The sequence below is a fragment of the Pantoea sp. WEP genome (assembly GCF_041678305.1).
GTDB lineage: Bacteria > Pseudomonadota > Gammaproteobacteria > Enterobacterales > Enterobacteriaceae > Pantoea > Pantoea dispersa.
Window position 1 is genome coordinate 3,048,489 of sequence record NZ_JBGNXB010000001.1, and the last position, 26,512, is coordinate 3,075,000.

The 26,512-nt window shown below is 59.9% G+C and carries 22 protein-coding genes; 8 read left to right on the forward strand and 14 right to left on the reverse strand.

The features are described 5' to 3' along the window. Positions 1-7: 7 nt before the first annotated feature. The 3 genes from ribE to nrdR form a co-directional block, all read right to left on the reverse strand. Positions 8-478 (reverse strand): 6,7-dimethyl-8-ribityllumazine synthase, encoded by a 471-nt coding sequence (gene ribE / locus ABVR31_RS14295; RefSeq protein WP_021507162.1) that lies wholly within the window; start codon positions 476-478, stop codon positions 8-10. A gap of 93 nt (positions 479-571) precedes the next feature. Further along, a complete protein-coding gene (gene ribD / locus ABVR31_RS14300; protein WP_104092646.1) occupies positions 572-1,675 on the reverse strand; it encodes a bifunctional diaminohydroxyphosphoribosylaminopyrimidine deaminase/5-amino-6-(5-phosphoribosylamino)uracil reductase RibD in 1,104 nt (367 codons plus the stop codon). Positions 1,676-1,678: 3 nt separating this feature from the next. Next, complete coding sequence (gene nrdR / locus ABVR31_RS14305) at positions 1,679-2,128, reverse strand: transcriptional regulator NrdR (protein WP_031279647.1); 450 nt, start codon at positions 2,126-2,128, stop codon at positions 1,679-1,681. A gap of 171 nt (positions 2,129-2,299) precedes the next feature. Here nrdR and lysM point away from each other — a divergent pair, with 171 nt between their 5' ends. Continuing rightward, a complete protein-coding gene (gene lysM, locus ABVR31_RS14310; RefSeq protein WP_372773253.1) occupies positions 2,300-2,737 on the forward strand; it encodes a peptidoglycan-binding protein LysM in 438 nt (145 codons plus the stop codon). Between the two features lie 15 nt (positions 2,738-2,752). After that, positions 2,753-3,325, forward strand: a complete 573-nt coding sequence (locus ABVR31_RS14315) for a DUF3251 domain-containing protein (RefSeq protein ID WP_372773255.1) — start codon at positions 2,753-2,755, stop codon at positions 3,323-3,325. Positions 3,326-3,390: 65 nt separating this feature from the next. On the opposite strand, the gene secF is transcribed toward ABVR31_RS14315, so the two are convergent. From secF to queA, 5 genes are read right to left on the reverse strand one after another with little or no spacing between them, the layout of a single operon-like run. After that, positions 3,391-4,359 carry a protein translocase subunit SecF gene (gene secF, locus ABVR31_RS14320; RefSeq protein WP_372773258.1) on the reverse strand — a complete coding sequence of 323 codons (969 nt, stop codon included), beginning with the start codon at positions 4,357-4,359 and terminating at the stop codon, positions 3,391-3,393. 10 nt (positions 4,360-4,369) lie between these two features. Beyond that, positions 4,370-6,217: a protein translocase subunit SecD gene (gene secD / locus ABVR31_RS14325; protein WP_071813591.1), complete on the reverse strand. Its 1,848-nt coding sequence runs from the start codon at positions 6,215-6,217 to the stop codon at positions 4,370-4,372. 25 nt (positions 6,218-6,242) lie between these two features. Next, the gene (gene yajC, locus ABVR31_RS14330; RefSeq protein ID WP_021507155.1) at positions 6,243-6,575 is read right to left on the reverse strand and encodes a preprotein translocase subunit YajC; all 333 of its coding nucleotides are present in this window, start codon (positions 6,573-6,575) and stop codon (positions 6,243-6,245) included. Positions 6,576-6,600: 25 nt separating this feature from the next. Then, positions 6,601-7,725, reverse strand: coding sequence for a tRNA guanosine(34) transglycosylase Tgt (tgt, locus tag ABVR31_RS14335; RefSeq protein WP_021507154.1), 1,125 nt, complete (start codon positions 7,723-7,725; stop codon positions 6,601-6,603). A 39-nt stretch (positions 7,726-7,764) separates the two neighbouring features. After that, complete coding sequence (gene queA, locus ABVR31_RS14340; protein ID WP_372773261.1) at positions 7,765-8,835, reverse strand: tRNA preQ1(34) S-adenosylmethionine ribosyltransferase-isomerase QueA; 1,071 nt, start codon at positions 8,833-8,835, stop codon at positions 7,765-7,767. A 104-nt stretch (positions 8,836-8,939) separates the two neighbouring features. On the opposite strand from queA, the gene ABVR31_RS14345 reads away from it, so the two are divergent. The 4 genes from ABVR31_RS14345 (at position 8,940) to ABVR31_RS14360 (ending at position 13,954) form a co-directional block, all read left to right on the forward strand. After that, positions 8,940-9,521 carry an ACP phosphodiesterase gene (locus ABVR31_RS14345; protein WP_058781210.1) on the forward strand — a complete coding sequence of 194 codons (582 nt, stop codon included), beginning with the start codon at positions 8,940-8,942 and terminating at the stop codon, positions 9,519-9,521. A gap of 162 nt (positions 9,522-9,683) precedes the next feature. Then, positions 9,684-10,493, forward strand: coding sequence for an inositol monophosphatase (locus ABVR31_RS14350; protein ID WP_372773263.1), 810 nt, complete (start codon positions 9,684-9,686; stop codon positions 10,491-10,493). Beyond that, positions 10,490-11,725, forward strand: a complete 1,236-nt coding sequence (locus ABVR31_RS14355) for a histidine-type phosphatase (protein WP_372773265.1) — start codon at positions 10,490-10,492, stop codon at positions 11,723-11,725. Before ABVR31_RS14350 ends, ABVR31_RS14355 begins: the two co-directional genes overlap by 4 nt. A 276-nt stretch (positions 11,726-12,001) precedes the next feature. Beyond that, positions 12,002-13,954, forward strand: coding sequence for an acyltransferase family protein (locus ABVR31_RS14360; protein ID WP_372773267.1), 1,953 nt, complete (start codon positions 12,002-12,004; stop codon positions 13,952-13,954). Between the two features lie 42 nt (positions 13,955-13,996). On the opposite strand, the gene proY is transcribed toward ABVR31_RS14360, so the two are convergent. The 6 genes from proY to phoB form a co-directional block, all read right to left on the reverse strand. Beyond that, positions 13,997-15,352, reverse strand: coding sequence for a proline-specific permease ProY (proY, locus tag ABVR31_RS14365; protein WP_058757974.1), 1,356 nt, complete (start codon positions 15,350-15,352; stop codon positions 13,997-13,999). Between the two features lie 69 nt (positions 15,353-15,421). After that, a complete protein-coding gene (gene brnQ / locus ABVR31_RS14370; protein ID WP_021507147.1) occupies positions 15,422-16,741 on the reverse strand; it encodes a branched-chain amino acid transporter carrier protein BrnQ in 1,320 nt (439 codons plus the stop codon). A 402-nt stretch (positions 16,742-17,143) separates the two neighbouring features. Next, positions 17,144-18,250 carry a cobalamin-independent methionine synthase II family protein gene (locus ABVR31_RS14375; protein ID WP_372773269.1) on the reverse strand — a complete coding sequence of 369 codons (1,107 nt, stop codon included), beginning with the start codon at positions 18,248-18,250 and terminating at the stop codon, positions 17,144-17,146. A 165-nt stretch (positions 18,251-18,415) separates the two neighbouring features. Beyond that, the gene (locus ABVR31_RS14380; protein WP_325923170.1) at positions 18,416-19,342 is read right to left on the reverse strand and encodes a phosphate ABC transporter substrate-binding protein PstS family protein; all 927 of its coding nucleotides are present in this window, start codon (positions 19,340-19,342) and stop codon (positions 18,416-18,418) included. Between the two features lie 18 nt (positions 19,343-19,360). Further along, the gene (gene phoR / locus ABVR31_RS14385) at positions 19,361-20,674 is read right to left on the reverse strand and encodes a phosphate regulon sensor histidine kinase PhoR (RefSeq protein ID WP_059010574.1); all 1,314 of its coding nucleotides are present in this window, start codon (positions 20,672-20,674) and stop codon (positions 19,361-19,363) included. Between the two features lie 15 nt (positions 20,675-20,689). Further along, positions 20,690-21,379, reverse strand: coding sequence for a phosphate response regulator transcription factor PhoB (phoB, locus tag ABVR31_RS14390; protein WP_021507143.1), 690 nt, complete (start codon positions 21,377-21,379; stop codon positions 20,690-20,692). 197 nt (positions 21,380-21,576) lie between these two features. Between phoB and sbcD the strand changes: the two genes are divergently transcribed. Next, positions 21,577-22,794: an exonuclease subunit SbcD gene (gene sbcD, locus ABVR31_RS14395; RefSeq protein ID WP_372773272.1), complete on the forward strand. Its 1,218-nt coding sequence runs from the start codon at positions 21,577-21,579 to the stop codon at positions 22,792-22,794. Further along, positions 22,791-26,468, forward strand: a complete 3,678-nt coding sequence (locus ABVR31_RS14400; RefSeq protein WP_372773274.1) for an AAA family ATPase — start codon at positions 22,791-22,793, stop codon at positions 26,466-26,468. The genes sbcD and ABVR31_RS14400 overlap by 4 nt, the downstream gene beginning before the upstream one ends. Positions 26,469-26,512: the final 44 nt, after the last annotated feature.

Below are 26,512 nucleotides of genomic sequence, written 5' to 3' on the forward strand. Positions count from 1 at the left end.
ACAAAAATCAGGCTTTGATGGCTTTCAATACGTTAATCATTTCAAGTGCGGTCAGGGCCGCTTCGGCGCCTTTGTTACCCGCTTTGGTGCCGGCGCGTTCAATCGCCTGCTCGATGTTTTCGGTGGTCAGGACGCCGAAGGTCACCGGAATTTCGCTGTTCATCGCTACGTGAGCGATGCCGGAGCTGGCTTCACCCGCCACGTATTCGAAGTGTGCGGTACCGCCACGGATCACCGTGCCCAGTGCAACGATCGCGTCGTGCTTGCCGGTTTTCGCCAGGGCGCGTGCCGCCAGCGGCAGCTCGTAAGCGCCCGGTACCCAGACCACGGTGATGTTTTCCGCTTTGACCTGGCCAATACGCTTCAGCGCGTCAACCGCACCGTCCAGCAGGCTGTCATTGATGAAATTGTTAAAACGCGCGATTACGATGGCAATATTGGCATCAGGCGTGGCAACAGCAGCTTCGATAACTTTCATACATATCCTTTGGGTGTTTGTTTTATGGCCCCGCAGAAGGGGGCGGATTCTATCATACTCTTCGGCAACGCGCTCAGGCTTTTCCGTGCATGCTCAGCGTGGTGTCAGGGTCAGCCGTAAATCGTCGCCAACCTGACGCACGTCGCTAAAATTCAGCGCTGGCGCATCGGCCAGCGTTTCCAGTCCCGGCAGCGCACACAGGCCGCGCGCGGCATTACCCAGCAGTTTCGGCGCCAGATAAACGATCAGTTCATCCACCAGGCCGGCCTGCAGCAGCGCACCGGCCAGACCGGCACCGGCCTCAACCCACACGCTGTTGATCTGACGCTGACCGAGCAGCATCATCATCGCCACCAGATCGAGCTGCTCACCGCGCGGCGGCACCTCAATCTGACTCACGCCCGGCGGCCAGCTTTGTGCATCAGCCTCCGTGCGCATCAGCCAGGTTTCGCCGGGCTGGGCGATCAAACGATGCTGTGGCGTCACGCGCTGCTGGCTGTCGATCACCACCCGCACCGGCTGACGCAGCTGGCTCTCATTCAGCTGCTGGCGCACGGTCTCGCTCAGTTCATCCCAGCGCACCGTCAGCGACGGATTGTCCGCCAGCACGGTGGCGCTGGTGGTAAGAATAGCTGAACTGCGGGCACGTAAACGTTGCACATCGCGCCTTGCCGCTGCGGAAGTGATCCACTGGCTTTCGCCACTGGCCATGGCGGTACGACCATCCAGCGAGGCGCCCAGTTTGAGCTGAATCCACGGAAAACCGGTACGCATGCGTTTGAGAAAACCGCGATTGAGCGCTTCCGCTTCATTCATCATCAGGCCGTGACTCACGTCGATGCCGGCCTGCTGTAAACGATACAAGCCGCGCCCGGCCACCTGCGGATTAGGATCCTGCATCGCCGCGACCACCCGGCTGACGCCGGCGGCAATCAGCGCATCGCAGCACGGCGGCGTCCGGCCGTGATGGCTGCAGGGTTCCAGCGTGACATACGCGGTCGCACCGCGTGCGTGGTCACCCGCCATGCGCAGCGCGTGCACTTCCGCGTGCGGTTCACCAGCGCGCTGATGCCAGCCTTCGCCCACGATCTCGCCGTCGCGCACGATAACGCAGCCGACGTTAGGATTCGGGGTGGTGGTATATTGTCCGCGCCGCGCCAGTTCCAGCGCGCGCGCCATGTAGTGCGCATCGGTCATGGATTAATCCTGTAAGCGGGCGATCTCTTCGCCAAAATCACGAATATCTTCAAAACTGCGGTACACCGATGCGAAGCGAATATAAGCAACTTTATCCAGTTTCTTCAGCTCTTCCATCACCAGGTTACCAATCAGCTTGCTGGGAATTTCACGTTCGCCGGTGGCGCGCAGCTGGGTTTTGATGTGATTGACCGCATTGTCGACGGCATCCGCGCTCACCGGACGCTTCTCCAGCGCCTTCATCATGCCGCTGGCCAGCTTATCTTCGTTAAAGGGTTCGCGCACGTCGTTGCTTTTCACCACGCGCGGCATTACCAGCTCGGCCACTTCAAAGGTGGTAAAACGCTCATGGCACACCAGGCACTGGCGGCGGCGGCGCACTGAGGAGCCTTCACTAACCAGACGTGAATCAATCACTTTGGTGTCCACAGCGGAGCAGAATGGGCAATGCATGACGTTTCCTGTCGCGAGAATTGGGGGCGGATAGTGTAGCGCGTTCCCGGTTGCAACAAAATACAGGGCGCAGAATCGCCACCTGGCTCACAGCGACGCCTGACGGTTACAGCAAACCGTGAAAAGTTACTAAGCTTAGAGAGCCAATCCGGCTTAATGACAGGAGGATGTATGGGTTTATTCAATTTCGTCAAAGAAGCGGGTGAAAAACTGTGGGATGCGGTGTCAGGCGGCGATGACCAGAGCAAAAAGCTGCAGGAGCACATTAATCAACTCGGCCTGCCCGACAGCGATAAAGTGAAAGTCGATGTCCAGGGCGATACCGTGAAGGTCAGCGGTGACGGTATCTCGCAGGAGTTGAAAGAGAAGATTCTGGTGGCGGCGGGTAACGTGGCCGGCATCACCAAAGTGGAAGATAACGTCACCACCAGTGACAGCGCCACGCAGGCCGAATTCTACACGGTGACAAAAGGCGATACCCTGAGCGCTATCTCGAAGCAGGTGTACGGCACGCCGAACGAATACAACAAGATCTTTGAGGCGAACAAGCCAATGTTGACGCATCCTGATAAGATCTATCCCGGCCAGGTTTTACGTATCCCTAAATAACCGGAAGGACATTGCATGACGTTCAGGATGATTTGGGTGCCGGCAGCGCTTGCTGCGCTGGTGCTCAGTGGTTGCAGCTCCACCCCCGCTTCACCTCAGGTCAAAGCGCTGCATCAGGAAGTGAGCCAGCTCAACCAGCAGATGCGCAAACTGACCAGTCAGGCCAGCGCGATGGAGATTCAGGGGCAGCTCAACAGCCAGTCGACGCAGGGCGCATGGTTACTCCCGCAGGCGAATACGCCGGTAGAGCTGCAGACGCAGCTGGGTAAACTGCGCCTGTCGCTGTCGCACGTTGAGGGGGAAGCCAGCGGCAGCCGCGCTAACCTGAATATCCGTGCAACCGATGATAAGCCGGTGCCGGCGCTCAGCGCCCGCGTGGTATGGGGCGAAATGGATCCCGCCAGCGGCAAGCCGCTGAACGCCGACAGCCTGAGCCAGACCATTACCGTGCCCGCCAGTCTGATGCCGCGCAGTTCGGTCAGCGTACCGCTGCGCCTCAGCGGGCTGGCACCGGGTCAGCCCGGCTACGTGCGCGTGCATGATGTGCAGGCGGTGACGGATGCCAGCACGGTCGTTGCAGGCCAGTAACTCTGGCGTCAGGCATAAAAAAAACGGGCTGCACTCAGGCAGCCCGTTTCATTTCTCCGGCACAATTACGGCAGAATCGAAGGCTGATCGGCGCCCTCTTTCTCCACTTTCTGCACCAGCATGTGTTCACGCTTCATGCCCAGCTTCAGCGCCAGCGCGGACGACACGTAGATCGACGAAATGGTACCGATGGTGACACCGATCAGCATGGTCAGCGAGAAGCCTTTCAGCAGTGCGCCACCAAAGATGAACAGGATCAGGATCATCGCCAGCGTGGTGATCGAGGTGATCAACGTACGGCTCAGCGTCTGGGTCAGCGACACGTTAGTGATGTCGTAAGAAGAACCGCGACGGATTTTGCGGAAGTTCTCACGAATACGGTCGGAAACCACGATCTTATCGTTGAGCGAGTAACCAATCACCGACATCAGCGACGCCACAATCGTCAGATCGATCTCAATGTGGAACAGCGACAGAATGCCGCAGGTGATGATCACGTCGTGCGCCAGCGCCAGCACGGTGCCCAGCGCCAGACGCCACTCAAAGCGAAAGCCGATGTAGATCAGAATCGCTATCAGCGCTGACAGCAGCGCCATCGCCCCGGCCTGCGCCAGATCGCTGCCCACGCTCGGGCCCACGAACTCAATTCGCTTCACGGTCGCGTTCTGCTGCGTCGTCTGGTTGATCGAGGCGACCACTTTGTTACCCAGCTCCTGGCCTGCATTGCCGGTGGTCGGTGGCATACGCACCATCACATCACGGCTGCTGCCAAAGTTCTGTACCAGCGGCTCCTCAAAGCCTGCCTTCACCAGCCCGTCACGCAGCGCATCAAGATCCGCCGGCTTCTCGAGGTTGATCTCAATCACCGTCCCGCCGGTGAAATCGAGCCCCCAGTTAAAGCCGCGCACACCGATAATGGCGATGGACGCCACAATCAGCAGGCCGGAGATGATAAAGGCCAGCGTGTCCCAGCGCATAAAGTCGACGACTTTACGCCCATGGTTCAGCTGTTCAATACGATATTCCTGTGCCACAACGCACTCCTCAGATAGACAGCTTATTGATGCGTTTGCCGCCGTACACCAGGTTAACGATGGCACGGGTGCCGACGATAGCGGTGAACATGGAAGTCGCGATACCGATAGCCGTGGTAATCGCAAACCCTTTGATCGAGCCGGTACCGACCGCATAAAGAATGATAACTTTAATCAGCGTGGTGACGTTGGCGTCGACGATACTGGAGAAGGCGCCTTTATAGCCTTCATGAATCGCCTGCTGTACCGAGCGTCCGTTACGCAGTTCTTCTTTAATACGTTCGTTAATCAACACGTTAGCATCCACCGCCACCGCCAGCGTCAGCACGATACCGGCAATGCCCGGCATGGTGAGCGTGGCGCCCGGTAACAGTGACATGATGCCGACAATCAGCACCAGGTTGCACAGCAGTGCGCTGGTCGCAATCAGACCAAACTTCTTGTAGAACACCACCATAAAGATGATGGAGGCAATCAGACCCCACAGACAGGCTTCGAGACCCTGCGTGATGTTCTGCTGGCCCATGGTTGGACCGATGGTCCGCTCTTCCACAATCTGGATTGGCGCAATCAGCGCACCGGCACGCAGCAGCAGCGATAGCTGACGCGCTTCGTTCGGGTTGCTGATACCGGTAATTCGGAAGCTGTTGCCGAGGCGCGACTGAATGTTCGCCACGTTAATCACTTCTTCCTGCTTCACCAGAATCGCACGACCGTTTGCATCTTTCTTACCGCTGTCCTTGTACTCCACAAACAGGGTCGCCATCGGCTTGCCGATGTTGTCCTTGGTGAAGTTGGACATGATGTTACCGCCGGCGCCATCAAGCGAGATATTCACCTGCGGCTGGTTGTACTCATCCATACTGGACGTCGAGTCGGTGATGTGGTCACCGGTGAGAATCACGCGCTTGTACAGCACCACCGGCTGACCTTCACGCGTCTTTTTCACTTCCGAGTCACCCGGCACGCGGCCGCTGGCGGCTGCGCTCGGATCCACCGAGGTGTTGACCAGGCGGAACTCCAGCGTTGCGGTAGCACCCAGAATCTCTTTGGCACGCGCGGTATCCTGGATACCCGGCAGCTCAACCACGATGCGGTCAGCGCCCTGACGCTGTACCAGCGGCTCAGCTACACCCAGCTGGTTCACACGGTTACGCAGGATGTTAATGTTCTGCTGCACCGCATATTCGCGCGCTTCACTCAGACGGGCATCGGTCATCACCGCACGCAGCGTGTCGCTGCCAGCGCTGGTGATCACCAGGTCGCGATGGCGCGGCGTCAGATAGCTGATGGCCGCATCACGGCTGGCGCCGTCGCGGAAACGTATTTCGGTGCCGTAGTTAGCGATTTTGCTAACGTTGGTGTAAGGGATATTTTTTTCGCGCAGGTCGCTGCGCAGGCCATCAGCATTCTGCTCCTGCAGCTTGCCGAGGGCAGTATCCATGTCGACTTCCATCAGGAAGTGCACGCCGCCGCGCAGATCGAGGCCGAGTTTCATCGGTTCAGCGGCCAGCATGGTCAGCCAGCGCGGTGTGGCAGGGGCCAGGTTGAGCGCCACGACGAAATCTTCGCCCAGCGCATTGGTGATGGCTTCACGCGCGCGCAGCTGAATATCCGTGTTAGCGAAACGGGCCAGAATGGCACCATTTTCCAGCGCGAGGGATTTGCTCTGGATATTGTCTTGTTTTAATACGGTCTGGATCTGATCCAACGTTTGCTCACTGGCGGCGCCACCGCGCGCACCAGTGATCTGAACGGCCGGATCCTCACCATAAAGGTTAGGAAGCGCATACAGCAGGCCGACGAGAATCACGACGACCAGCATGATGTACTTCCACAAAGGATAACGGTTTAACACGGCAGTTCCCTTCGGGAAGAATAAATTACAGCGCCTTCATTGTACCTTTCGGCAGAACGGCGGCCACGAAATCACGTTTAATCACTACTTCAGTGGTGTCGTTCAGGGCGATAGCGATGTAGCCGGTTTCAGCCACTTTCGTTACGCGGCCCACCAGGCCACCGTTGGTCAGCACTTCATCACCTTTGGAGATGGAATCCATCAGCTTTTTGTGATCTTTGGCGCGCTTCTGCTGTGGACGCAGGATCATGAAGTAGAAAATCAGACCAAAAACCACCAGCATGATCACCAGAGAATACGGACTTCCCTGAGACGGAGCGCCAGCTGCGGCCACGGCGTCAGAAATGAAAAAGCTCATTAAATTTCCCTCATTGATAGAATTATCAGACGTTTAACGGTGGAACCGCTTTGCCCGTCCGTTGGTAGAACTCGCTAACAAAGTGCTCTAATTTACCCTCTTCGATGGCCTGGCGTAAACCCGCCATCAGACGCTGGTAATAGCGCAGATTGTGGATGGTGTTCAGACGTGCGCCCAGTATTTCGTTACAGCGATCAAGATGATGCAAGTAGGCACGCGTGTAATTGCGACAGGTGTAACAATCACACTCCGCATCCAGCGGCGCGGTGTCATCTTTGTATTTCGCATTGCGGATTTTCACCACGCCATCGGTGACGAACAGATGGCCGTTGCGCGCGTTACGCGTTGGCATAACACAGTCAAACATATCGATACCGCGGCGAACGCCTTCCACCAGATCTTCCGGTTTGCCGACGCCCATCAAATAACGCGGTTTGTCTTGCGGAATTTGCGGACAGACGTGTTCCAGGATGCGGTGCATGTCCTCTTTCGGTTCACCCACCGCCAGGCCGCCCACAGCGTACCCATCAAAGCCAATCTCTACCAGACCTTTAACCGAGACATCACGTAAATCTTCGTAAACCCCGCCCTGAATAATGCCAAACAGCGCATTTTTGTTACCGAGCGCGTCAAAGCGGTCGCGGCTGCGCTGCGCCCAGCGCAGTGACATCTCCATCGAGCGTTTAGCGTAATCCCAGTCCGCCGGATACGGCGTACATTCGTCGAAGATCATCACAATGTCGGAGCCGAGATCGTACTGAATCTCCATCGATTTTTCCGGGTCGAGGAAAATCGGGTCGCCGTTGATGGGGTTGCGGAAATGCACGCCGGCTTCGGTGATCTTACGAATATCTCCGAGGCTGAACACCTGGAAGCCGCCGGAGTCGGTCAGAATTGGTCCCTGCCAGTGCATGAAATCGTGCAGGTCGCCGTGCAGTTTCATGATCTCCTGCCCCGGACGCAGCCACAGGTGGAAGGTGTTACCCAGCAGGATCTGCGCGCCGGTCTCTTTCACTTCTTCCGGCGTCATGCCTTTGACCGTGCCGTAGGTGCCGACCGGCATAAACGCCGGGGTTTCCACGACGCCGCGATCAAAGACCAGACGGCCACGGCGCGCGCGCCCGTCGGTGGTATCTAATTCAAATTTCACATTGACCTCTTTCGATAATCAGAGAAACAGTCTGATTACTCAGCCACCAACGATTTCGTCGGGAGCCTGTGGATTACGGGTGATGTACATCGCATCCCCGTAGCTAAAGAAACGGTACTGCTCCGCCACCGCGCTCTGATAAGCCGCCATGGTGTGTTGATAACCGGCAAACGCCGAGACCAGCATAATCAGCGTCGATTCCGGCAGGTGGAAGTTGGTGATTAGCGCGTCAATCACCTGGTAGTGATAGCCCGGATAGATAAAGATCTGCGTGTCATCGAAAAACGGCGCGATCAGCCCATCCTGACAGGCCTGCGCTGCGCTCTCCAGCGAACGCACCGAGGTGGTGCCCACCGCCACCACTTTGTTACCGCGCGCTTTGCACGCCAGCACCGCGTCCACCACGTCCTGCGGCACTTCGGCATATTCAGAGTGCATGATGTGATCGTTGATGTTCTCTACGCGCACCGGCTGGAAGGTGCCAGCGCCGACGTGCAGCGTCACAAACGCCATCTCCACGCCTTTTGCCTTCAGCGCCGCCAGCAGCGGCTCATCGAAGTGCAGACCGGCGGTCGGCGCTGCCACCGCGCCGGGGCGCGCGCTGTACACCGTCTGGTACAGCTCGCGGTCAGCTTCCTCATCCGGACGATCGATGTACGGCGGCAGTGGCATATGGCCGACGCTGTTCAGGATATCCAGCACCGCGCGATCGTCCGCAAACTCGATTTCGAACAGCGTATCGTGGCGCGCCACCATGGTGGCTTTGACGCTTTCGTCGTCGCCCAGCAGTAATTCGGCACCCGGCTTCGGCGCTTTGGAGGCGCGCACGTGCGCCAGCACGCGTTTGTCATCCAGCATGCGCTCAACCAGCATCTCAATTTTGCCGCCGCTGGCTTTACGGCCATAGACGCGCGCCGGAATCACCCGGGTATTATTGAACACCAGCAGATCGCCCGGATTGAGCTTATCCAGCACATCAGTAAATACGCCATGGTTCAGCGCCCCGCTCGGGCCATCCAGCGACAGCAGACGACATCCGCTGCGCTGCGCCTGCGGATAGTGGGCGATCAAAGATTCCGGTAATTCAAAGGCAAAATCGGCTACACGCATGCATCACTTCTTCAGGACTCAAAAAACAGGCGGCATAGTTTAGCGGAAAAGTGGGCAATTCTGAACAACTGGCTGCGCCGGTGTGATTCTGCCTATAATGCGCCATGAACTTTCTTGCTCACCTTCACCTTGCAACCCTGGCCGACAGCTCACTGCTGGGTAATCTGCTGGCCGACTTCGTGCGCGGCAACGTTGAGGCGCAGTGGCCGCAGCCAGTGGTGGCCGGTATTGCCCTGCACCGGCGCATTGATGTGCTGACCGATAACCTGCCGGAAGTGCGCAGCGCGCGTCAGCTGTTCCGCGCCGAAACGCGCCGCGTGGCGCCCATCACCCTCGACGTGATCTGGGACCACTTCCTGGCGCGCCACTGGGATCAGCTGCATCCGGCGCAGTCGCTGTCTGCTTTTAGCGCCGCTGCCGAGCGCGACATTGTGCCGCAGCTGCCCGGCACGCCGGGCGATTTTATCGAGCTCAACGCGGTAATGTGGCGCGAACGCTGGTTTGAACACTATGCTGACCCGGCGCGGCTGGCGCGCGTGCTAAGCGGCATGGCGCATCGCCGGCCACGGCTGGCGGCGCTGCGCGACTCCTATCAGGATTTTGTTGACCACTATACCCAGCTCGAACCGCTGTTTTTCCAGTTCTATCCACGCCTGATGGCCGCCGCGCGCGCCCGGCAGCTGTGAAGCACAATTTGCCGCTGCCCCGCATTGCCTCCCCTTGCCAGCCGCAGCCATCTGCGGCTTAATGAAGCCTTGCTTAACTTTTGTTAAGCAAGTCACACAGCCATGGCGCTTTATCCGGCGTGGTTCGCCACGTCGATTGCCAGTGAATGATAAGAGGGAAAAATGTCATCAGCTACGCTAACCGAATTAGATGCCCGTTATCACTATGCCTGTGAGGTGGCGAAAACCGCTGCCAGCCGCGCGCTGGCGTGGTATCAGCAGCGCCATCAGCTGGTGGTGGAGCACAAGAAGGATTTGCAGGATGTGGTCAGCGAGGCGGATCGCAACGTTGAGCTGCTGGTAAAACACCTGATTCATGAGCGTTTTTCTGACGATGCGGTGCTGGGTGAAGAGAGCGGCGGTGACGTCAGCGGCGCGCGCTTTATCTGGGTCATCGATCCGATTGACGGCACCAGCAGCTTTCTTAACGGCCTGCACAACTGGTGCGTCTCGCTGGCGATTGTCTGTGACAATCAGCCGGTGATTGGCGTAGTCAGCGATCCTAATCATCAGGAAACCTTCCACGCCTGCCGCGGCAAAGGTGCCTGGGTGAATGACAAGCGCATTCAGGCACACAGCGCGCAGCGGCTCGATCAGGGGCTGCTGGGCCTCAGCAGCTCGAACAGCCAGCCGATTGAACCGCTGACCACCTTTATCAGCCAGCTGCTGGCGCAGGGCGGCATGTTTATCCGCAACGGTTCCGGTGCGCTGATGAGCGCCTGGGCGGCCGCCGGCCGGCTGATTGGCTATTACGAAGCGCACATGAATCCGTGGGATGGCCTGCCTGGCATTGTGCTGATGCGCGAAGCGGGCGGCGTCACCAACGATTATCTCAGCCACCATGGCCTGCAACAGGGTAATCCGGTGCTGCTGGCCAACGCGGTGCTCTATCCGCAGCTCAAAGCGCTGCTGCCGGCACAGCCAACGCTATGACACGTCTGCTGCTGAGCGCGCTGCTGGCTTTGCTGGCGCTCACCGCGCAGGCGCAGCCGCGCTACCAGCTGGAAAAAGTGGTAGAGATCAGCCGTCACGGCGTGCGGCCTCCCACCGCAGGTAACCGTACGGAAATCGAAGCCGCCACCCAGCGCGCCTGGCCGCGCTGGCGCAGCGCCGACGGGAAACTCACCGCACACGGTTATGCAGCGGTCGTGAATAAAGGTCGCTGGCAGGGTGAACACTATCGCCAGCTCGGCCTGCTGCGCGCCGGCTGTCCCGATGCCGGGCAAATTTACCTGCGTGCCAGTCCGCTGCAGCGTACCCGCGCCACGGCGCAGGCGCTGCTGCAGGGTGCCTTTCCTGGCTGCGATGTGGCAGTTCATCACGTCGCGGGGGCGGTCGATCCGCTGTTTCAGAGCGAAAAACTGCCGTTCGGCCAAACGGATGCTGCCACGGAGCGGGCAGCGGTCGCGGCGCGCGCCGGCGATCTCGCCGCACTGCAGCAGCGTTTACAGCCCGCCGTGCAGCAGCTCAGGCAGGCGGTGTGTGTGGGAGATTGCCCGTTCTTCGATCGCCCCTGGCAGCTGAAGCAGAGTAAAAGCGGCCATACCTACGTGCAGGGTCTCAGCGTGCTGGCCAGCATGGCCGAAACCTTACGGCTCGGCTGGAGCGAAAATCTGCCGTTCAGCCAGCTGGCGTGGGGCAACATCACCCGGGCGCAGCAGATTAGCGCCCTGCTGCCGCTGCTGACCGCCAATTACGATCTGAGTAATGATGTGCCGTATATCGCGCAAAAGCGTGCGTCGATTCTGCTGGACGCGGTGGTGCGCAACCTGCAGGACGATGCGGCGACGCCCTCCACCCGCTGGCTGCTGCTGGTGGCACACGACACCAATATCGCCATGCTGCGCACGCTGATCGACTTCAGCTGGCAACTGCCCGGCTACGCGCGCGGTAATATTCCGCCCGGCAGCAGTCTGGTGTTTGAGCGCTGGCGCGATAACCAGACGCAGACGCTGCTGCTGCGCGTCTATTTTCAGGCGCAAAGTCTGGATGCGCTGCGCCAGCTAACGCCGATCGATCGGCAGCACCCGCTGCTGCGCCAGGAGTGGCATCAGCAAAACTGTCGCCAGACGGCGGTGGGCACGCTGTGTCCTTATCAATCGACGCTTGAGCACTGGCGCACCGCCATTGATCAGCGCGCGGTAATCCCCGTGGACTATCCCTGACGCCAGCCACCGGGTTAAGCCAGACAGATTACGCCGGCTTATTCCTGCAGCGAAATTACAGCAATAAACTGCAAGCTGGTGGGCACGGTTATCTGAGACTTTTCTTTTTTTTCCCTTAAAAGCGTTAGCGCTGTAAAACTGCGATATGCTGCACGGGTCAATCATCCCTTAGTAATACCTTTCTCTTTTTACATTTTTCGGCGACAGGATGCGCCGAGCTATTTTTACCCGCAGTAATAAAATCGCAAATTAACATTGAATAACTGGGATCCTGTTATGTCTGAACCTGTCTCGCTGCGCTATCGTCCGGATATCGATGGTCTGCGCGCTGTCGCCATTATATTGGTTGTGCTGTTCCACTGCGGCGTCAGCGCCGTGCCGGGCGGCTTTATTGGCGTCGATATATTTTTCGTTATTTCCGGCTTTTTAATTGGCGGTATTATCAGTAAAGAAATTACCGCCGGCACCTTCTCGTTTTATCAGTTTTATTTACGCCGCATCCGGCGTATTGCGCCCGCCCTGTTTTTTATGCTGATGGTATTGCTGCTGCTCGGTTATCTGCTGTTATCCCCGCTGGAATTAAGCCAGCTGGCAAAATACAGCATGGCGGTGTTTCTCTCGGTGCCCAATATGCTGTTACTGAAGAGTGGCGACTATTTTAGTGCGGATGCCGATCTCAATCCGCTGCTGATGACCTGGTCGCTGGGCATTGAGGAGCAGTTCTATATCGTGCTGCCGTTTGTTCTGCTGCTGGCCGTGCGGCTGCGGCGCACAATGACCGGCGTGGTGCTACTGCTCAGCCTGCTGTCGCTGGCCGGCTGCCTGTGGTTAACGCCCCTCTCCAGCACTCAGGCGTTTTATCTGCTGCCAACCCGCGCCTGGGAGCTGGGTGCCGGCGTGCTGCTGGCGCTGTGGCAACCCCGCCCCGTCACCGGCCGGCTGGCCAGCCTCTGTCATCTTGCTGGCTGGCTGCTGATCATCGGTGCCACGCTGTTACTCAGCCATAGCGATCGCTTCCCTGGCTGGCTGGCGCTGCTGCCGGTGCTGGCGGCCTGTCTGATGATCGGTGCACGCAGCCCGCTCAATCAGCGGCTGCTGAAGAACGCGCCGATGCGCTTCATCGGTAAAATTTCCTACTCGTGGTATCTGTGGCACTGGCCGCTGCTCAGTCTGGCGCGCATCTGCAGCGATCGCCCGCTCAGCATCTGGCAGGCGCTGAGCATCTGTGCCGTGGCGCTGGTCATCGCCTGGCTCTCCTGGCGCTTCATCGAACAGCCATTCCGTCGGGCGCGCAGCGGTACGCGCTGGCTGATCCCCGGCTACTGCGCCTCGTCGCTGCTGGCAGCCGGTGCCATGGTGCTGCTGTGGCAGAGCGGTGGCCTGAAATCGCGCGTCAGTGAAGCGGTGATGCTCGGCGACGAATGGAAAGTCGCCGCCCAGCGCGATCCCTGCCTGCTGGATTACGGCGCCACGCGGCCCGCCCGCGATGCGCAGTGCCAGCCGCAGAGTGACACACCGGCGATAGCGCTGATTGGCGACAGCCATGCCGCCGCGCTGGCGTCTAACGTCGCCGATTACGCCCGGCGGCAGCAGAAACCGCTGTTTCAGCTGACCAAAGCCTCCTGCCCTTTCCTGCTTGACGCCACGCGCGCGATGCCGCAAAAACCGCAGCATGCACAGCAGTGCCTCGATTTTAATCAGCGGGTTTTGCCGATCATTCTGAGCGATAAAATAGACGAAGTGGTGATCAGCGCGTTCTGGGCTGCGGGCCTCAGTACGCAGCCGGGCAGCGGATTCCGCAGTCTCCGCGATCCGGCGCAGGACAATCTGCAGTCGCTGAAAAGCGGGCTGGATACCGTGGTGGCGCAGCTGCTGGCGGCGGGGAAAAAGATCACCCTGATTGACGATGTGCCGACCATCACGCTCGATCCGCTGCGCTACAGCCATAACCGCAATATGCCGCTGCGCCGCAGCCTGAATAGCTGGCTCAGCGCGCAGGATGGCGCGGCGCTGGCGGCGGAACGCACGCAGCAGTTGCAGATGCCAAACGCATCGGTGGCAGAGCTGTTAAAGGATTATCAGCAGCATGGCGTGCGCGTGTTGTCACTGCAGGAGACGTTGTGTAATGCGCAGGGTTGTCTGGTCACTCATCAGGGCATGCCGCTCTGGTACGACAACAATCACCTGAATCCGTACGGCGGAGAGATGGCGCTGGGGAAAAACTGGTAATGCACCACGGGCGAAGTCTCGCTTCGCCCGCTGTAGAATTACTTACGCTTTACGCTTCTTCGCCAGCGGCCACGCCAGCAGCAGCAGAACAATCCACGCAAACCCGACGTACAGCGAGATACGCGTATCCGGGAAGTAGCCAATCAGCGCGATGATAAAGGCAAGGAACAGCACCCCTACCCACGCCGTAGCGCTGCCGCCCGGCAGAGCAAACTGCAGCTTACCGGCCTGCTCTTTGCCGATTTTGTGGCGGAACGCGATCTGCGACAGCAGAATCATAATCCACACCCACACGGTGGCAAACGTCGCCAGCGAGGCAATCACCAGGAACACTTTTTCCGGCATCAGATAGTTGAGGTACACCGCCACCAGCATGGCAAGCATCATCACCAGTACCGTGACCCACGGAATGCCGCGATTCGACACCTTCATAAACATCTTCGGCGCATGTCCCTGCTGCGCCATACCGTGCAGCATGCGGCCGACGCCAAACACATCGCTGTTAATCGCCGACAGCGAGGCAGTCAGTACCACAAAGTTCAGAATGGAGGCGGCGGCGGCGATACCGAGGTGCTGGAAAGTCAGCACGAACGGGCTGCCTGCGGTACCGACCTGGTTCCAGGGATAGATCGACATGATCACAAACAGCGTGCCGACATAGAACACCAGAATGCGCAGCGGTACGGAGTTGATGGCGCGCGGGATCGATTTCGCCGGATCTTTAGCTTCGCCGGCGGTGATGCCAATGATCTCAATGCCGCCGTAGGCGAACATCACCATCTGCAGCGACAGCAGCATGCCGACGATACCGTGGGCAAAGAAGCCGCCGTTGGTCCACAGGTTATGGATGCCGGTCGGCTGACCGCCGTTGCCGATGCCCCAGAAAATCATGCCGAAACCGGCCACGATCATGATGATGATGGTGGCAACTTTGAAGAAGGAGAACCAGAACTCCACTTCGCCAAACACCTTCACGCTCATCAGGTTGATGGCGCCGATGATCAGCACCACCGACAGCACCCAAATCCAGTGCGGCACGTCCGGGAACCACACGCCCATGTAGATACCAAAAGCCGTGACGTCGGCGATCGCCACAATCAGGATTTCAAAGCAGTACGTCCAGCCGGTGATATAGCCCGCCAGCGGTCCGAGGTAATCCTGCGCGTAGCGTGAAAACGAGCTGGCCTGCGGATTGTTAACCGACATCTCGCCCAGCGCGCGCATGATGATATACGCCACGGCGCCGCCGATGATGTAGGCCAGCAGTACGCTGGGGCCTGCCATTTTGATGGCATCTGCCGAGCCGTAAAACAGCCCGGTGCCGATCGCCGATCCCAGCGCCATAAAACGGATGTGGCGCGTGCTCAGTCCGCGTTTGAGCTTATTGGTTTCTTGCATAACAAACAGTACCTGTGGAAATGAAAAAACCACGGGCAAGCCCGTGGTCGGAATTAACAGCGATGTCGCTTACTGGTGAACGGCAACCTGCTCACGCCCTTTCACCCGGTCAACCACCGCAGCAATCACCAGCATCGCCAGCGACGGCGGCAGCCAAGAGAGTCCCTGATCGGCCAGCGGCAGATGCTGGCTAAACAGCGGCAGCGCATCTTTAAAGCTGGTGGTTTTGATGGCATCGACGATGCCAAACAGCAGGCTGATCAGCATGGTTGGCGCAATGATGCGCGTGCTGCGATTCCACCAGCTCAGGGTAAAGCTCAGCACCACCAGTACGATGCACGGCGGATAGATAGCCGTCAGCACCGGAATTGAAATCTGAATCAGGTGACTGAGACCGAGGTTCGACACCAGCATGGCGAACAGGCCGAGAATAAACACCAGCGCTTTATACGACAACGGCAGGTATTGCGCAAAGAATTCTGCGCAGGCACAGGTCAGGCCCACCGCCGTAACCATACAGGCGACGAAAATCAGTGCGGCGAGGAAGACGCTGCCCATGCCGCCGAAGGTCTGCTGCACGTAAGCATGCAGAATCGCCGCGCCGTTGGCGTTCTGATCGACAATCGCGCCGCTGCCGGAGCCCAGCTTGAACAGGCTGAGGTACACCAGCGTCAGACCGACACCGGCGATCACGCCGGCCAGCATGGTATAGCGCGTCAGCAGTTTGCTGTCTTCCACGCCACGTGAACGCGCCGCATTAACGATGACAATACCGAACACCAGCGCGCCGAGCGTATCCATGGTCAGATAGCCGTTCACGAAACCGCTGGAGAAGGCTGCGCGCTGGTAGTCGGCGGTGGCCGGCGAAATGCCGCCAGCCGGCCACAGCAGCGCCGCGACGCCCAGAATGGTCAGCGCGACAATTTTCAGCGGTGCGAGGAAGTGGCCGACGGTGTCCAGCAGCTTGCCCGGATAGAGCGAAATGCCAATCACCAGCGCAAAGTACACCAGGCTATAGATAAACAGCGGCAGCGGGCCGTCGCCGGTCAGCGGCGCAATCCCGACTTCAAATGAAACGGTCGCGGTGCGCGGCGTGGCAAACAGCGGGCCGACGGCGAGATAGCACACGGTGGCGAGCAGCAGACCGGCCGCTTTACCAATCGGTGAGCTGAGCGCATCAATACCGCCGCCGACGCGCGCCAGCGCGATCACGGTCATCACCGGCAAACCAACCGCGGTGATCAGGAAGCCGAAGGCGGCAATCCAGACATGTTCACCAGACTGAATACCGACCATAGGCGGGAAAATGATGTTTCCTGCGCCAACGAACAGGGCAAAGGTCATGAAGCCCAGCGCCAGGATATCCCTGGAGGTTAAACGATGTGTCATAAACTTCTGTACTGCCTGTAGCTGATGTTGCGGTGGAAGTTGGGTTTGTGTTGTCCCCTGGATGCGCGAAAACAATGGCTTAACTGGCTTGACCAGTGCGTTATGCGGGCCGAATCGGTACAGCGCAGGTGATTTAAACTGCTTTTCTTCTGTTCACAGAGGGATGAATCGACAACGGCGCAAATTAAAACGTTTATAGCGAAGAAAGGCAATACAGGATCGGAAAACCAGAAGGATATAACAGGAAAGCGTCAGAACGCAGTGGATAAGCAGGAAATAGTCGGAAAACACCTGAGATGATTTGCTTAAAGTTTCTGCAAAGCGGGCGATCTCCTTGCAGAAACCGCCGCAGGGATGCACAAAAGGCGCGCTTTACGCGCCTGTTTGCACAACTTTACAGCATCACCACACCTGTTGTGCGATGTCGACAACCAGACGAATCTTCTGCCACTGCTGCGCTTCGGTCAGGCTGTTGCCCTCTTCCGTTGACGCAAAGCCACACTGCGGGCTGAGGCAAATCTGGTCGAGGCTGACAAACTGCGCCGCTTCCTGCAGGCGCGCCTTCACCTGTGCAGCGTCTTCCAGCTCGCCGGTTTTGGTGGTGATCAGCCCTAATACCACCTGCTGATGACCGGGTTTGATGAAACGCAGCGGCTCAAAGCCACCGGAGCGCTCATTATCGTACTCGAGGAAAAACGCGTCGATGTTCACGCTGCCAAACAGAATTTCCGCCACCGGCTCGTAGCCGCCTTCCGAGATCCAGGTCGAGCGGAAGTTACCGCGACACACGTGCAGGCCGACGGTGAGATCCGCCGGTTTATCTTCCAGCGCGCGATTCAGCACCTGCGCATAAATGTGCGCCAGCTGTTGCGGATCTTCACCGCGCTCGCGAATTTGCTGCTGCTGATCGCCTGAACACAGGTACGCCCACACGGTGTCATCCAGCTGCAGATAGCGGCAGCCAGCGTCGTAAAACGCCTTAATCGCCTCTTTGTAAGTCTGCGCCAGATCGGCGAAGTACTGATCCAGATCCGGATACACCGTGGCATCAATCACTTTACGGCCGCCGCGGAAGTGCAGCACGCTCGGGCTGGGAATGGTCATTTTTGCCACCGCATCGCCGGCCACGCTTTGCAGGAAGCGGAAATGGTCCAGCATCGGATGCTGCGGGTTAAAAGCGACTTTGCCGGTGACCTTCACGCCGTGCGCTTTGGTCTGCACGCCGTTGAACTGAATGCCCTGATCGGCCTCAAACAGCTCAACGCCGTGCAGATGGCCAAAGAAATCAAAGTGCCACCAGGCGCGGCGGAATTCACCGTCGGTCACCACCTGCAGACCGTTGGCGCGCTGCTGCTCCACCACCTGGCGAATCGCATCGTCTTCTACCTGACGCAGCTGGTCGGCGCTGATGGCACCACTGGCGAACTGTTCACGTGCCTGTTTAATGGCGGCGGGACGCAGAAAGCTGCCGACGGTATCGGCGCGGAACGGGGCGGTGTTGCGTTGCATATTCACTCCTGCACTGGCGCATAATTGCGTCAGGGTATAATTGCGTACGGTTATTTTTGGCCATCTGGATGGCTATATGTCCATAAGAGTGACATGCCGCCCCACCGGCGGCAATGGAAGAAAATTCAGGGGACGTGAAAAAAATTCATGATCGGTCAGCGTGAATTAGTTTTGCGCAATCGCCGCGCGCGCCTGCGCGATCTGGCTGTCGGACAGCGGCAGGTAGCCGGCCTCCGTTACGCGGCGCTGCCCCTGCGCAGAGAGCACCTGCTGCAGAAAGGCGGCGACCAGCGGCGGCAGCGGTTTGCCGGGTGCTTTGTTAACGTAGATATACAGAGGGCGCGACCACGGATAACGGCCGCTGCGGATCGATTCGGCATCCGGCATGACGCTGTCGCCGCTGGCGGTGACGATCGGCAGGGTTTTCACGCCGCTCAGGTGAAAGCCAAAGCTGGCGTAGCCGATGCTGTTCGGCGTGCTGGCGACCGCCTGCACCACCGCTGCCGAGCCGGGAAACTCCGCGACGTCAGCGCGGAAATCGCCGCGACACAGCGCCTGCTGCTTGAAGAAGCCCCAGGTGCCGGAAGCGGAGTTACGGCCAAAGCGCTGGATACTGCGCGTTGCCCAGTTCGCCGTATGCAGGCCAACATCGCCCCAGCGCTGTGGCACCTGCTGTGCGCCGCATAGCCGCGTCACGGAGAACAGCGCATCCAGCTGCGGCTGACGGATGGACGGCAGCGGATTGTCCTGATTAACCACCACCACCAGCGCATCCATCGCCACCGGCACCGCCAGCGGTGCATAACCATAGCGCGCGATAAACAGCTGACGCTCATCCACCTGCATCGGCCGGCTCATGGCGCCAAGCTGAGCGGCCCCTGCGGCCAGCGCGGTCGGCGCCGTCGACGATCCCGCCGCCTGCACCTGCACGTTGACACCCGGCGACTGACGGCTGAAATCTTCGCCCCACAGCGTCATCAGGTAGCCCAGCGTGTCCGAGCCCACGCTGCTCAGGTTGCCGGTCAGCATGCTTTGCTGAGCCGTCGCCAGCAGCGGGCACAGTAATAAAAGAGAGAGCAGCAGCGATTTCATCACAGAGTCCGGTGGCGTTTACTGCGCCACATTCTCGCGGATTCCGTTCGCCACAATCAAGCGCGGTGGCAGCACGAAGCGGAAGCAGGTTTCCTGATGCGGCACGCTGCTGATCTCCAGCCGCGTGGTGTGGTGGCCGAGCGCGTGCTTAACAATGGCCAGCCCCAGCCCGCTGCCGCCGGTGGCGCGCGAGCGCGCTTTATCCACGCGGTAGAAGCGTTCGGTCAGGCGCGGCAGATGCTCCTCGCTGATGCCGGGCCCGTTGTCGCACACTTTAAATTCGGCGCCCTGTTTGGTGCGCAACCAGCTGATGTCGATGCGCGTGCCATCCGGCGTGTGGTTCACCGCGTTATACACCAGATTGGAAATCGCGCTGCGCAGCTGTTCATCATTGCCGAACACCTTCAGGTGTGGATCGGTATGGAAATGGATGCTGTGACGGCCCTGGCTAAGGGTTTCCGCCTCGCGCTGCAACAGCAGCAGCATGGTCGGCACATCCACCGTCTCTTTCAGATCAATGGCGGGGGCCGCTTCGATGCGTGACAGCGTCAGCAGCTGCTTCACCAGGCTGTCCATGCGTCGCGTCTGCTCCTGCATGGTACTGAGCGCCTTGCTGCGGGTGCGTTCGTTCATCCCGACATCGTCCATCATCTCCAGATAGCCCTGCAGCACTGTCAGCGGGGTACGCAGTTCATGGCTGACGTTGGCGAAGAAGTTACGCCGCGCCCCTTCCAGCTGGTGCATCTGGGTGACGTCACGCGCCACCATCAGCCACTGCCCTTCGCTGTAAGGCATGACGCGGAACTCCATGTGATGCTGATTATTCAGCACCAGCGTCAGCGGCTTGTTGAAGTCGCGCTGGCGGATATAGCGGGAGAATTCAGGGTAGCGCAGCAGGTTGAGGATATTCTGGCCATTATCTTCCGGCCAGCGCAGCCCGAGATGCTGCTGAGCCAGACCGTTACACCAGAAAATGGTGCCCTCTTCGGTGGTGAGCACCACCGCGTCCGGCAGCGACTCGGCCCCGCTGCGAAAGCGTTTGATCAGATTGCCCAGCTCGCGCCGGCGGCGGCGATTGCGCAACTGCATTTGATACAGGCCGTAAAACAGCGGTTCCCAGCTGCCGCGCCCGGTGGGCGGCGTCATTGAACGATCAATCCACAGCCAGTGCGACAGCCGCATCAGATTTTTGAAGTGCCAGAACAGCACGCCGCACACGGCCAGTAACAGCCACCACGGCAGATAGCCAACCAGCAGACCCAGCACCAGCGCAGGCAGACACACCAGCGCCAGCTCGGTCAGTAATCTCTTCCAGGAGAGTCGTTCCAGCACGGTAAAAGACTCCGTTTAGTAGCGGGCAGAGAAACGATACCCTGTTCCGCGAACGGTTTGTACCATGCGATCGTGGCCGGAAACTTCCAGTGCTTTACGTAAACGACGGATATGCACATCCACGGTGCGGTCTTCCACATACACGTTAGTGCCCCACACGTGATTCAGCAGCTGTTCGCGGCTGTATACGCGCTCCGGATGTGTCATAAAGAAGTGCAGCAGTTTGTATTCGGTCGGTCCCATTTCCAGCGGCGTGGTTTCGGACATCACGCGATGCGAGGAGGGATCGAGGCTCAGCCCCTGCATCTCAATCACCTCTTCCACCGCCATCGGTGAGATACGGCGCATCACGGCTTTAATGCGCGCCATCAGCTCTTTGGGCGAGAACGGCTTGGTGATGTAATCATCGGCGCCCACTTCCAGCCCGCGCACGCGATCTTCCTCTTCACCGCGCGCCGTCAGCATCATCACCGGAATATCACGCGTCATGGCTTCACGCTTTAAATGTTTGATGAACTGAATGCCGCTGCCGCCGGGTAACATCCAGTCCAGCAGAATCAGATCGGGCCAGGGTTCGATCAGCTTGCCAATCGCGCTGTCATAGTCCTCAGCCTCAATCGGCTGGTAATCGTTTTGTTCCAGCACGAAACATAACATTTCACGGATGGGAGCTTCGTCTTCCACAACCAAAATGCGCTTAGCCATTATTACTCCTGCGATTGTGACGGCATGTCACGGGGGTTTGCGGCGCCATTATGCGTCAGTTTTGTGACACTTTTATGAAAAACCCACCTCATGATAATCAGATAAAAAGCGCAATTGTGACAACCGGTTTCGCTTTTTTTTCATTGCGTTGTTAAGCGGTTATACTGCCGCTTTGCGATAGCAGGCACGGAGCATTCATGCGCATTATTCACACCGCTGACTGGCATCTCGGTCAGTTCTTTTACAGCAAAAGCCGCGCCGCCGAGCACCAGCAATTCCTCGACTGGCTGCTGGCCGCGATTGTGCAGCATCAGGTGGATGCGCTGATCGTCGCTGGCGACCTGTTTGATACCGGTTCGCCGCCCAGCTACGCGCGCGAACTGTTTAACCGTTTCGTGGTGGCGCTGCAGCCCAGCGGCTGCCAGCTGATTGTGCTGTCCGGCAACCATGATTCGGTCGCCACGCTGAATGAATCGCGCGAGCTGCTGGCCTGCCTCAATACCCGCGTCATTACCAGCGCCACGCCCGGCGGCGAGCAGCAGGTGCTGACGCTGCAACAGCGCGACGGCACGCCGGGGGCGCTGCTGTGCGCCATTCCCTATCTGCGTCCGCGCGATATTCTGCGCAGCCAGGCGGGTCAGTCCGGTCGCGATAAGCAGCTGTCGCTGCTGCAGGCGATTGAGCAGCACTATCAGCACTGTTATGCCGCCGCTGTGGCGCAGCGCGAAGCCATGGGCAGTACGCTGCCGATCATCGCCACCGGGCATCTCACCACCGTGGGCGTCAGCAAGAGCGATTCGGTGCGTGATATCTACATCGGCACGCTGGACGCCTTTCCGGCGCAGGCCTTCCCGCCAGCCGACTACATTGCGCTGGGCCATATACATCGCGCGCAGCGCATCGCCGACAGCGATCACATCCGCTACAGCGGTTCGCCGATTGCGCTCAGTTTTGATGAGCTGGGGCGTGAGAAAAGCGTATTCCTGCTGGAATTTAGCACCCGGCTGGAGTCCGTCACACCGCTGGTGATTCCGTCATTCCAGCCGATGCAGATGTTAAAAGGCGCCATGGCGGAGATCGAACAGCAACTGACCGCGTTTCACACCCATGAAGGCGATCTGCCGGTGTGGCTGGATATCGAAATCACTACTCAGGAGTACCTGAGCGACCTGCAGCGCCGCATCGAACAGCTTACCGAGTCGCTGCCGGTTGAGGTGCTGCTGGTGCGCCGCAGCCGCGATCAGCGTCAGCGCAGCCTGGCGCGGCTGGAGAACGAAACCCTGAGCGAACTGAAAGTTGAAGAGGTGTTTGCCCGCCGGCTGGCGCTGGAGGAGCAGCTGGAGGATGAACAGCGCGCGCAGTTAACGCAGCTGTTTCGCAGCACGCTGGCCACGCTGGAGGATCCGGGCGCATGAAAATTCTGACGCTGCGTTTTAAAAACCTCAACGCGCTGCGCGGCGAGTGGTTTATCGATTTCCGCCGCGAGCCGTTTGCCAGCAACGGGCTGTTCGCCATCACCGGCGCCACCGGCGCGGGTAAAACCACGCTGCTGGATGCCATCTGTCTGGCGCTCTATCACCAGACGCCGCGCCTTGGTGGCCTGTCGCAGAGCGAAAATCAGCTGATGACGCGTGACACCGCTGAGTGCCTCGCCGAAGTGGAGTTTGAGATCAAAGGTGAAGCCTGGCGCGCCTTCTGGAGCCAGAACCGCGCGCGCGGCCTGGCGGAAGGTAAACTGCAGGCGCCGCGCGTCGAACTGGCGCGCGTGGCGGACAACCAGATCGTCGCCGATAAAGTCGGTGACAAGCTCAAAGCCATCGAAACCTTGTCCGGTCTCGATTTTGCCCGCTTCACCCGTTCGATGATGCTGTCGCAGGGGCAGTTTGCCGCCTTCCTCAATGCCAAACCCGGCGAGCGCGCCGAGCTGCTGGAGGAGCTGACCGGCACCGAAATCTACGGCCACATCTCGATGCAGATCTACGAGCGCTGGCGCACGGCGCGCGCGGCACTCGACACGCTGCGCGCCCGCGCCGGTGCGGTGCAGTTGCTCGACGACGCCCGCCGCGCCGAACTGGCGCAGCAGCTGGAGCAGCTGACCCGCACCGAACAGGATCTGAGCGAGCAGCTGGCGCAGGCCCAGCAGCAGCAGCAGTGGCTGACGCAGCAGCAGCAGCTCAACGCGGAGCAACAGCAGGCGCAGCAGGCGTTGCAGGCTGCCGCCACGGCCTGGCAGCAGGCGGAAGGCGATCGCCAGCGGCTGGCGCGTGCTGAACCGGCGGAGAAGCTGCGCGACAAACTGCAGCAGCGCGAACAGCTGCAGCGCGACCAGCAGACACTGAACCAGCAGGCGCAGCAGTTACAGCAGCAACAGCAACAGGCGCAAGCGGCGCTGCAGCAGGGTGAAAGCCACTATCAGGCCGCACAGCAGGCACGTGAACGCGCGCTGGCCGAACAGCAACAGCTGGAGACGCTGCTGAGCGAACAGGTGATCCCGCTCGATCAGCAGATCGCCAGCCGTGCACAGCAGCTTGAGCAGCAGCAGGCGCTGCTGAGCGAACAGCAAAAAACGCTGTTACTCAGCCAGCAGGCGCTGGATCAGCATCAGCAGGCAAGTGAACGCTTACAACAGCAGCTGGCGCAGCAGCAGGCGTTTCGCCTGAGTGAAGCCGCTGTCGCCCGCTGGGGCGGCGAACTGGCGCGCTGGCAGGCCGAACTCGCCCGGCTTGAAGAGCGTGAGCAAACGCTGACGCAGCTCAGCGCGCAGCAGCAACAACTGCAAAGCCAGCTGGAACAGCAGCAGCAGGCGCTACAGGCGCGCGAACAGGCGGCACAGCCGCTGCAACAGGCAGAAGCCGCGGCACAGCAGCAGCGCCAGCAGGCGGAGCAGGTGCTTACTTCGCTGGAAGCGGAGATCGCCAGCCCGGCGCTGCGGACGGCGCTGGCGCAGCATCAGCAGCAGCGCGGCGCACGTCAGCAGCTCAGCCTGCTGGCGGCACAGTGGCAAACGCTCCAGCCGCAGCGCCAGCAGCGTCAGCTTAAACTGCAGCAGTTACAGCAGCATGCTGAGCAGGAAGCGCTGGCGTTGCAGCAGCTGCGCGAGGAGTACAAGCGCGAGCATCAGACGCTGCTGGATGTGCGTCGCCTGTGCGAGCTGGAGCGCACCATTATTCAGCTGGCCGACGAGCGGGCCCGGCTGCAGCCGGAACAGCCCTGCCCGCTGTGCGGCTCCTGCCAGCATCCGGCCATCGACCGCTACCAGCAGTTGCAGCCAGATGAAAATCAGCAGCGGCAGGCGGCGCTGGAAACGCACGTGGCGCAGCTCAGGGAAGCCGGCACCGCGCGGGGCGAGCAGCTTAAACTGTCGCAGCAGCAACAGCAGGCGCTGCAACAGGAAATCGCCGATCTCGACCAGCAGATCGCCGCCACCCGCGAGCGCTGGCAGGCGCTGTGCGGTGAGCTGGCGCTTACCTTCAGCGCTGAACAGCACGCAGAATTCAGCGCCTGGCAGCAGCAGCAGGACGCGCTCGAAGCCCGCCAGCAGCAGCAGTTGCAGGCGCGTGAACAGGCGGCCGTCACGTTGCAGCAGGCCAAAGACGCGCATCTGCAACAGCAGCAGCGCTGGCAGCAACATCAGCAGCAGCAACAGCTGGCACAGCAGCAGCTTGCCAGCGCCCGGCAGCAGCGGGATGAGATCGATCAGCGCGTCAGCGGTGAACGTCAGGCATGGCAGCAGCAACTGCAGCAGCTGGAACAGCAGCTGGCTGCCCATCAGCTTAGCCTGCCTGCAGCGCCCGAGCGCGCCGGCTGGCTGCAAACGCTGCAGCAGCGCTGGCAGCAGTGGCAGGAAAGTGAGCGGTTACTTGCTGAGCTACAGCCGCAGCTGGCGAAAAGCGAAACGGAAGGCAGCAGCCTGCAGCACGCTCTGGCGCGTGAACAGCAGCAGGTCGCCAGCCTGCAGCAAGCCCTTAACCACCTGCAGCAGCAGCAGCAGGCTCAACAGCAGCAGCGCCAGCAGCTGTTTGGCGACCGGCGCGTGGCGGACGCGCGTCAGCAGCAGCACGCCACGCTGCAACAGCATGACCAGGCGCTGGCGCAACAGCTGCAGCGCTGGCAGCAGGCGCAAAGCGAGCTGCACGGCCTGAAAGGTCAGTATGAACAGATTGTCAGCCAGCAGCAGACGCTGGCGCAGCGCGCAGCGGACGCCGAAAGCGCCTTCCGGCAGGCATTGCTGCTCAGTGATTTCGCTGACGAAAGCGCCCTGCGCGCCGCGCTGCTGGTGGAAGATGAGGTGCAGACGCTGCGCCAGCGGCTGCAAACGCTGGAGCAGCAGCATCAGCAGCACACCGCGCTGCATGCCAGACTGGCGCAGCGGCTGAGCGATCACCAGCAGCAGCGCCCGGCCGCGCTCAGCGATGCCGATGCTGGCACCATCGCCGCCCGGCTCGAGCAGCTGCGCGTGGCGCTGCGTGACAACGCACGCCAGCAGGGGGAAGCGCAGCAGCAGCTGCACAGCGATACCCAACAGCGTCAGCAGCAGCAAACGCTGCTGGCGCAGATCGCCGCTGACGAAGCGGAACTGGCACAGCTGAGCCGCCTCAACGATCTGATCGGGTCGGCCAAAGGCGACAAGTTCCGCCGCTTTGCTCAGGGCTTAACCCTCGATCATCTGGTGTGGCTGGCAAACCGCCAGCTCGATCGCCTGCACGGCCGCTATTTATTGCAGCGCCGCGTCAGCGATGAGCTGGAGCTGGAAGTGGTGGATACCTGGCAGGCCGATGCCACGCGCGACACGCGTACGCTGTCCGGCGGCGAGAGCTTCCTCGTCAGCCTCGCGCTGGCGCTGGCGCTGTCCGATTTGGTCAGCCATAAAACGCGCATTGAATCGCTGTTTCTCGACGAAGGCTTCGGCACGCTGGATGCCGAAACGCTGGATACCGCGCTGGATGCGCTGGATGCGCTCAACGCCAGCGGGAAAACCATCGGCGTGATCAGCCACGTGGAAGCGATGAAAGAGCGCATCCCGGTGCAAATCCGGGTGCGTAAAATGAACGGGCTCGGCTACAGTAAACTGGAGCTGCCGGGCGAGTGATGCGTGAAGTGGCGCGGCGATCAGCCGATCGCCGCGCCAGGTAG

Bases quoted from the DNA above. Each gene is read 5' to 3' on its own strand.
- ribE (WP_021507162.1), bottom strand. From the start codon at position 478: ATGAAAGTTATCGAAGCTGCTGTTGCCACGCCTGATGCCAATATTGCC.
- ribD (WP_104092646.1), bottom strand. From the start codon at position 1,675: ATGACCGATGCGCACTACATGGCGCGCGCGCTGGAACTGGCGCGGCGC.
- nrdR (WP_031279647.1), bottom strand. From the start codon at position 2,128: ATGCATTGCCCATTCTGCTCCGCTGTGGACACCAAAGTGATTGATTCA.
- lysM (WP_372773253.1), top strand. From the start codon at position 2,300: ATGGGTTTATTCAATTTCGTCAAAGAAGCGGGTGAAAAACTGTGGGAT.
- ABVR31_RS14315 (WP_372773255.1), top strand. From the start codon at position 2,753: ATGACGTTCAGGATGATTTGGGTGCCGGCAGCGCTTGCTGCGCTGGTG.
- yajC (WP_021507155.1), bottom strand. From the start codon at position 6,575: ATGAGCTTTTTCATTTCTGACGCCGTGGCCGCAGCTGGCGCTCCGTCT.
- queA (WP_372773261.1), bottom strand. From the start codon at position 8,835: ATGCGTGTAGCCGATTTTGCCTTTGAATTACCGGAATCTTTGATCGCC.
- ABVR31_RS14345 (WP_058781210.1), top strand. From the start codon at position 8,940: ATGAACTTTCTTGCTCACCTTCACCTTGCAACCCTGGCCGACAGCTCA.
- ABVR31_RS14350 (WP_372773263.1), top strand. From the start codon at position 9,684: ATGTCATCAGCTACGCTAACCGAATTAGATGCCCGTTATCACTATGCC.
- ABVR31_RS14355 (WP_372773265.1), top strand. From the start codon at position 10,490: ATGACACGTCTGCTGCTGAGCGCGCTGCTGGCTTTGCTGGCGCTCACC.
- ABVR31_RS14360 (WP_372773267.1), top strand. From the start codon at position 12,002: ATGTCTGAACCTGTCTCGCTGCGCTATCGTCCGGATATCGATGGTCTG.
- proY (WP_058757974.1), bottom strand. From the start codon at position 15,352: ATGCAAGAAACCAATAAGCTCAAACGCGGACTGAGCACGCGCCACATC.
- brnQ (WP_021507147.1), bottom strand. From the start codon at position 16,741: ATGACACATCGTTTAACCTCCAGGGATATCCTGGCGCTGGGCTTCATG.
- ABVR31_RS14375 (WP_372773269.1), bottom strand. From the start codon at position 18,250: ATGCAACGCAACACCGCCCCGTTCCGCGCCGATACCGTCGGCAGCTTT.
- ABVR31_RS14380 (WP_325923170.1), bottom strand. From the start codon at position 19,342: ATGAAATCGCTGCTGCTCTCTCTTTTATTACTGTGCCCGCTGCTGGCG.
- phoB (WP_021507143.1), bottom strand. From the start codon at position 21,379: ATGGCTAAGCGCATTTTGGTTGTGGAAGACGAAGCTCCCATCCGTGAA.
- sbcD (WP_372773272.1), top strand. From the start codon at position 21,577: ATGCGCATTATTCACACCGCTGACTGGCATCTCGGTCAGTTCTTTTAC.
- ABVR31_RS14400 (WP_372773274.1), top strand. From the start codon at position 22,791: ATGAAAATTCTGACGCTGCGTTTTAAAAACCTCAACGCGCTGCGCGGC.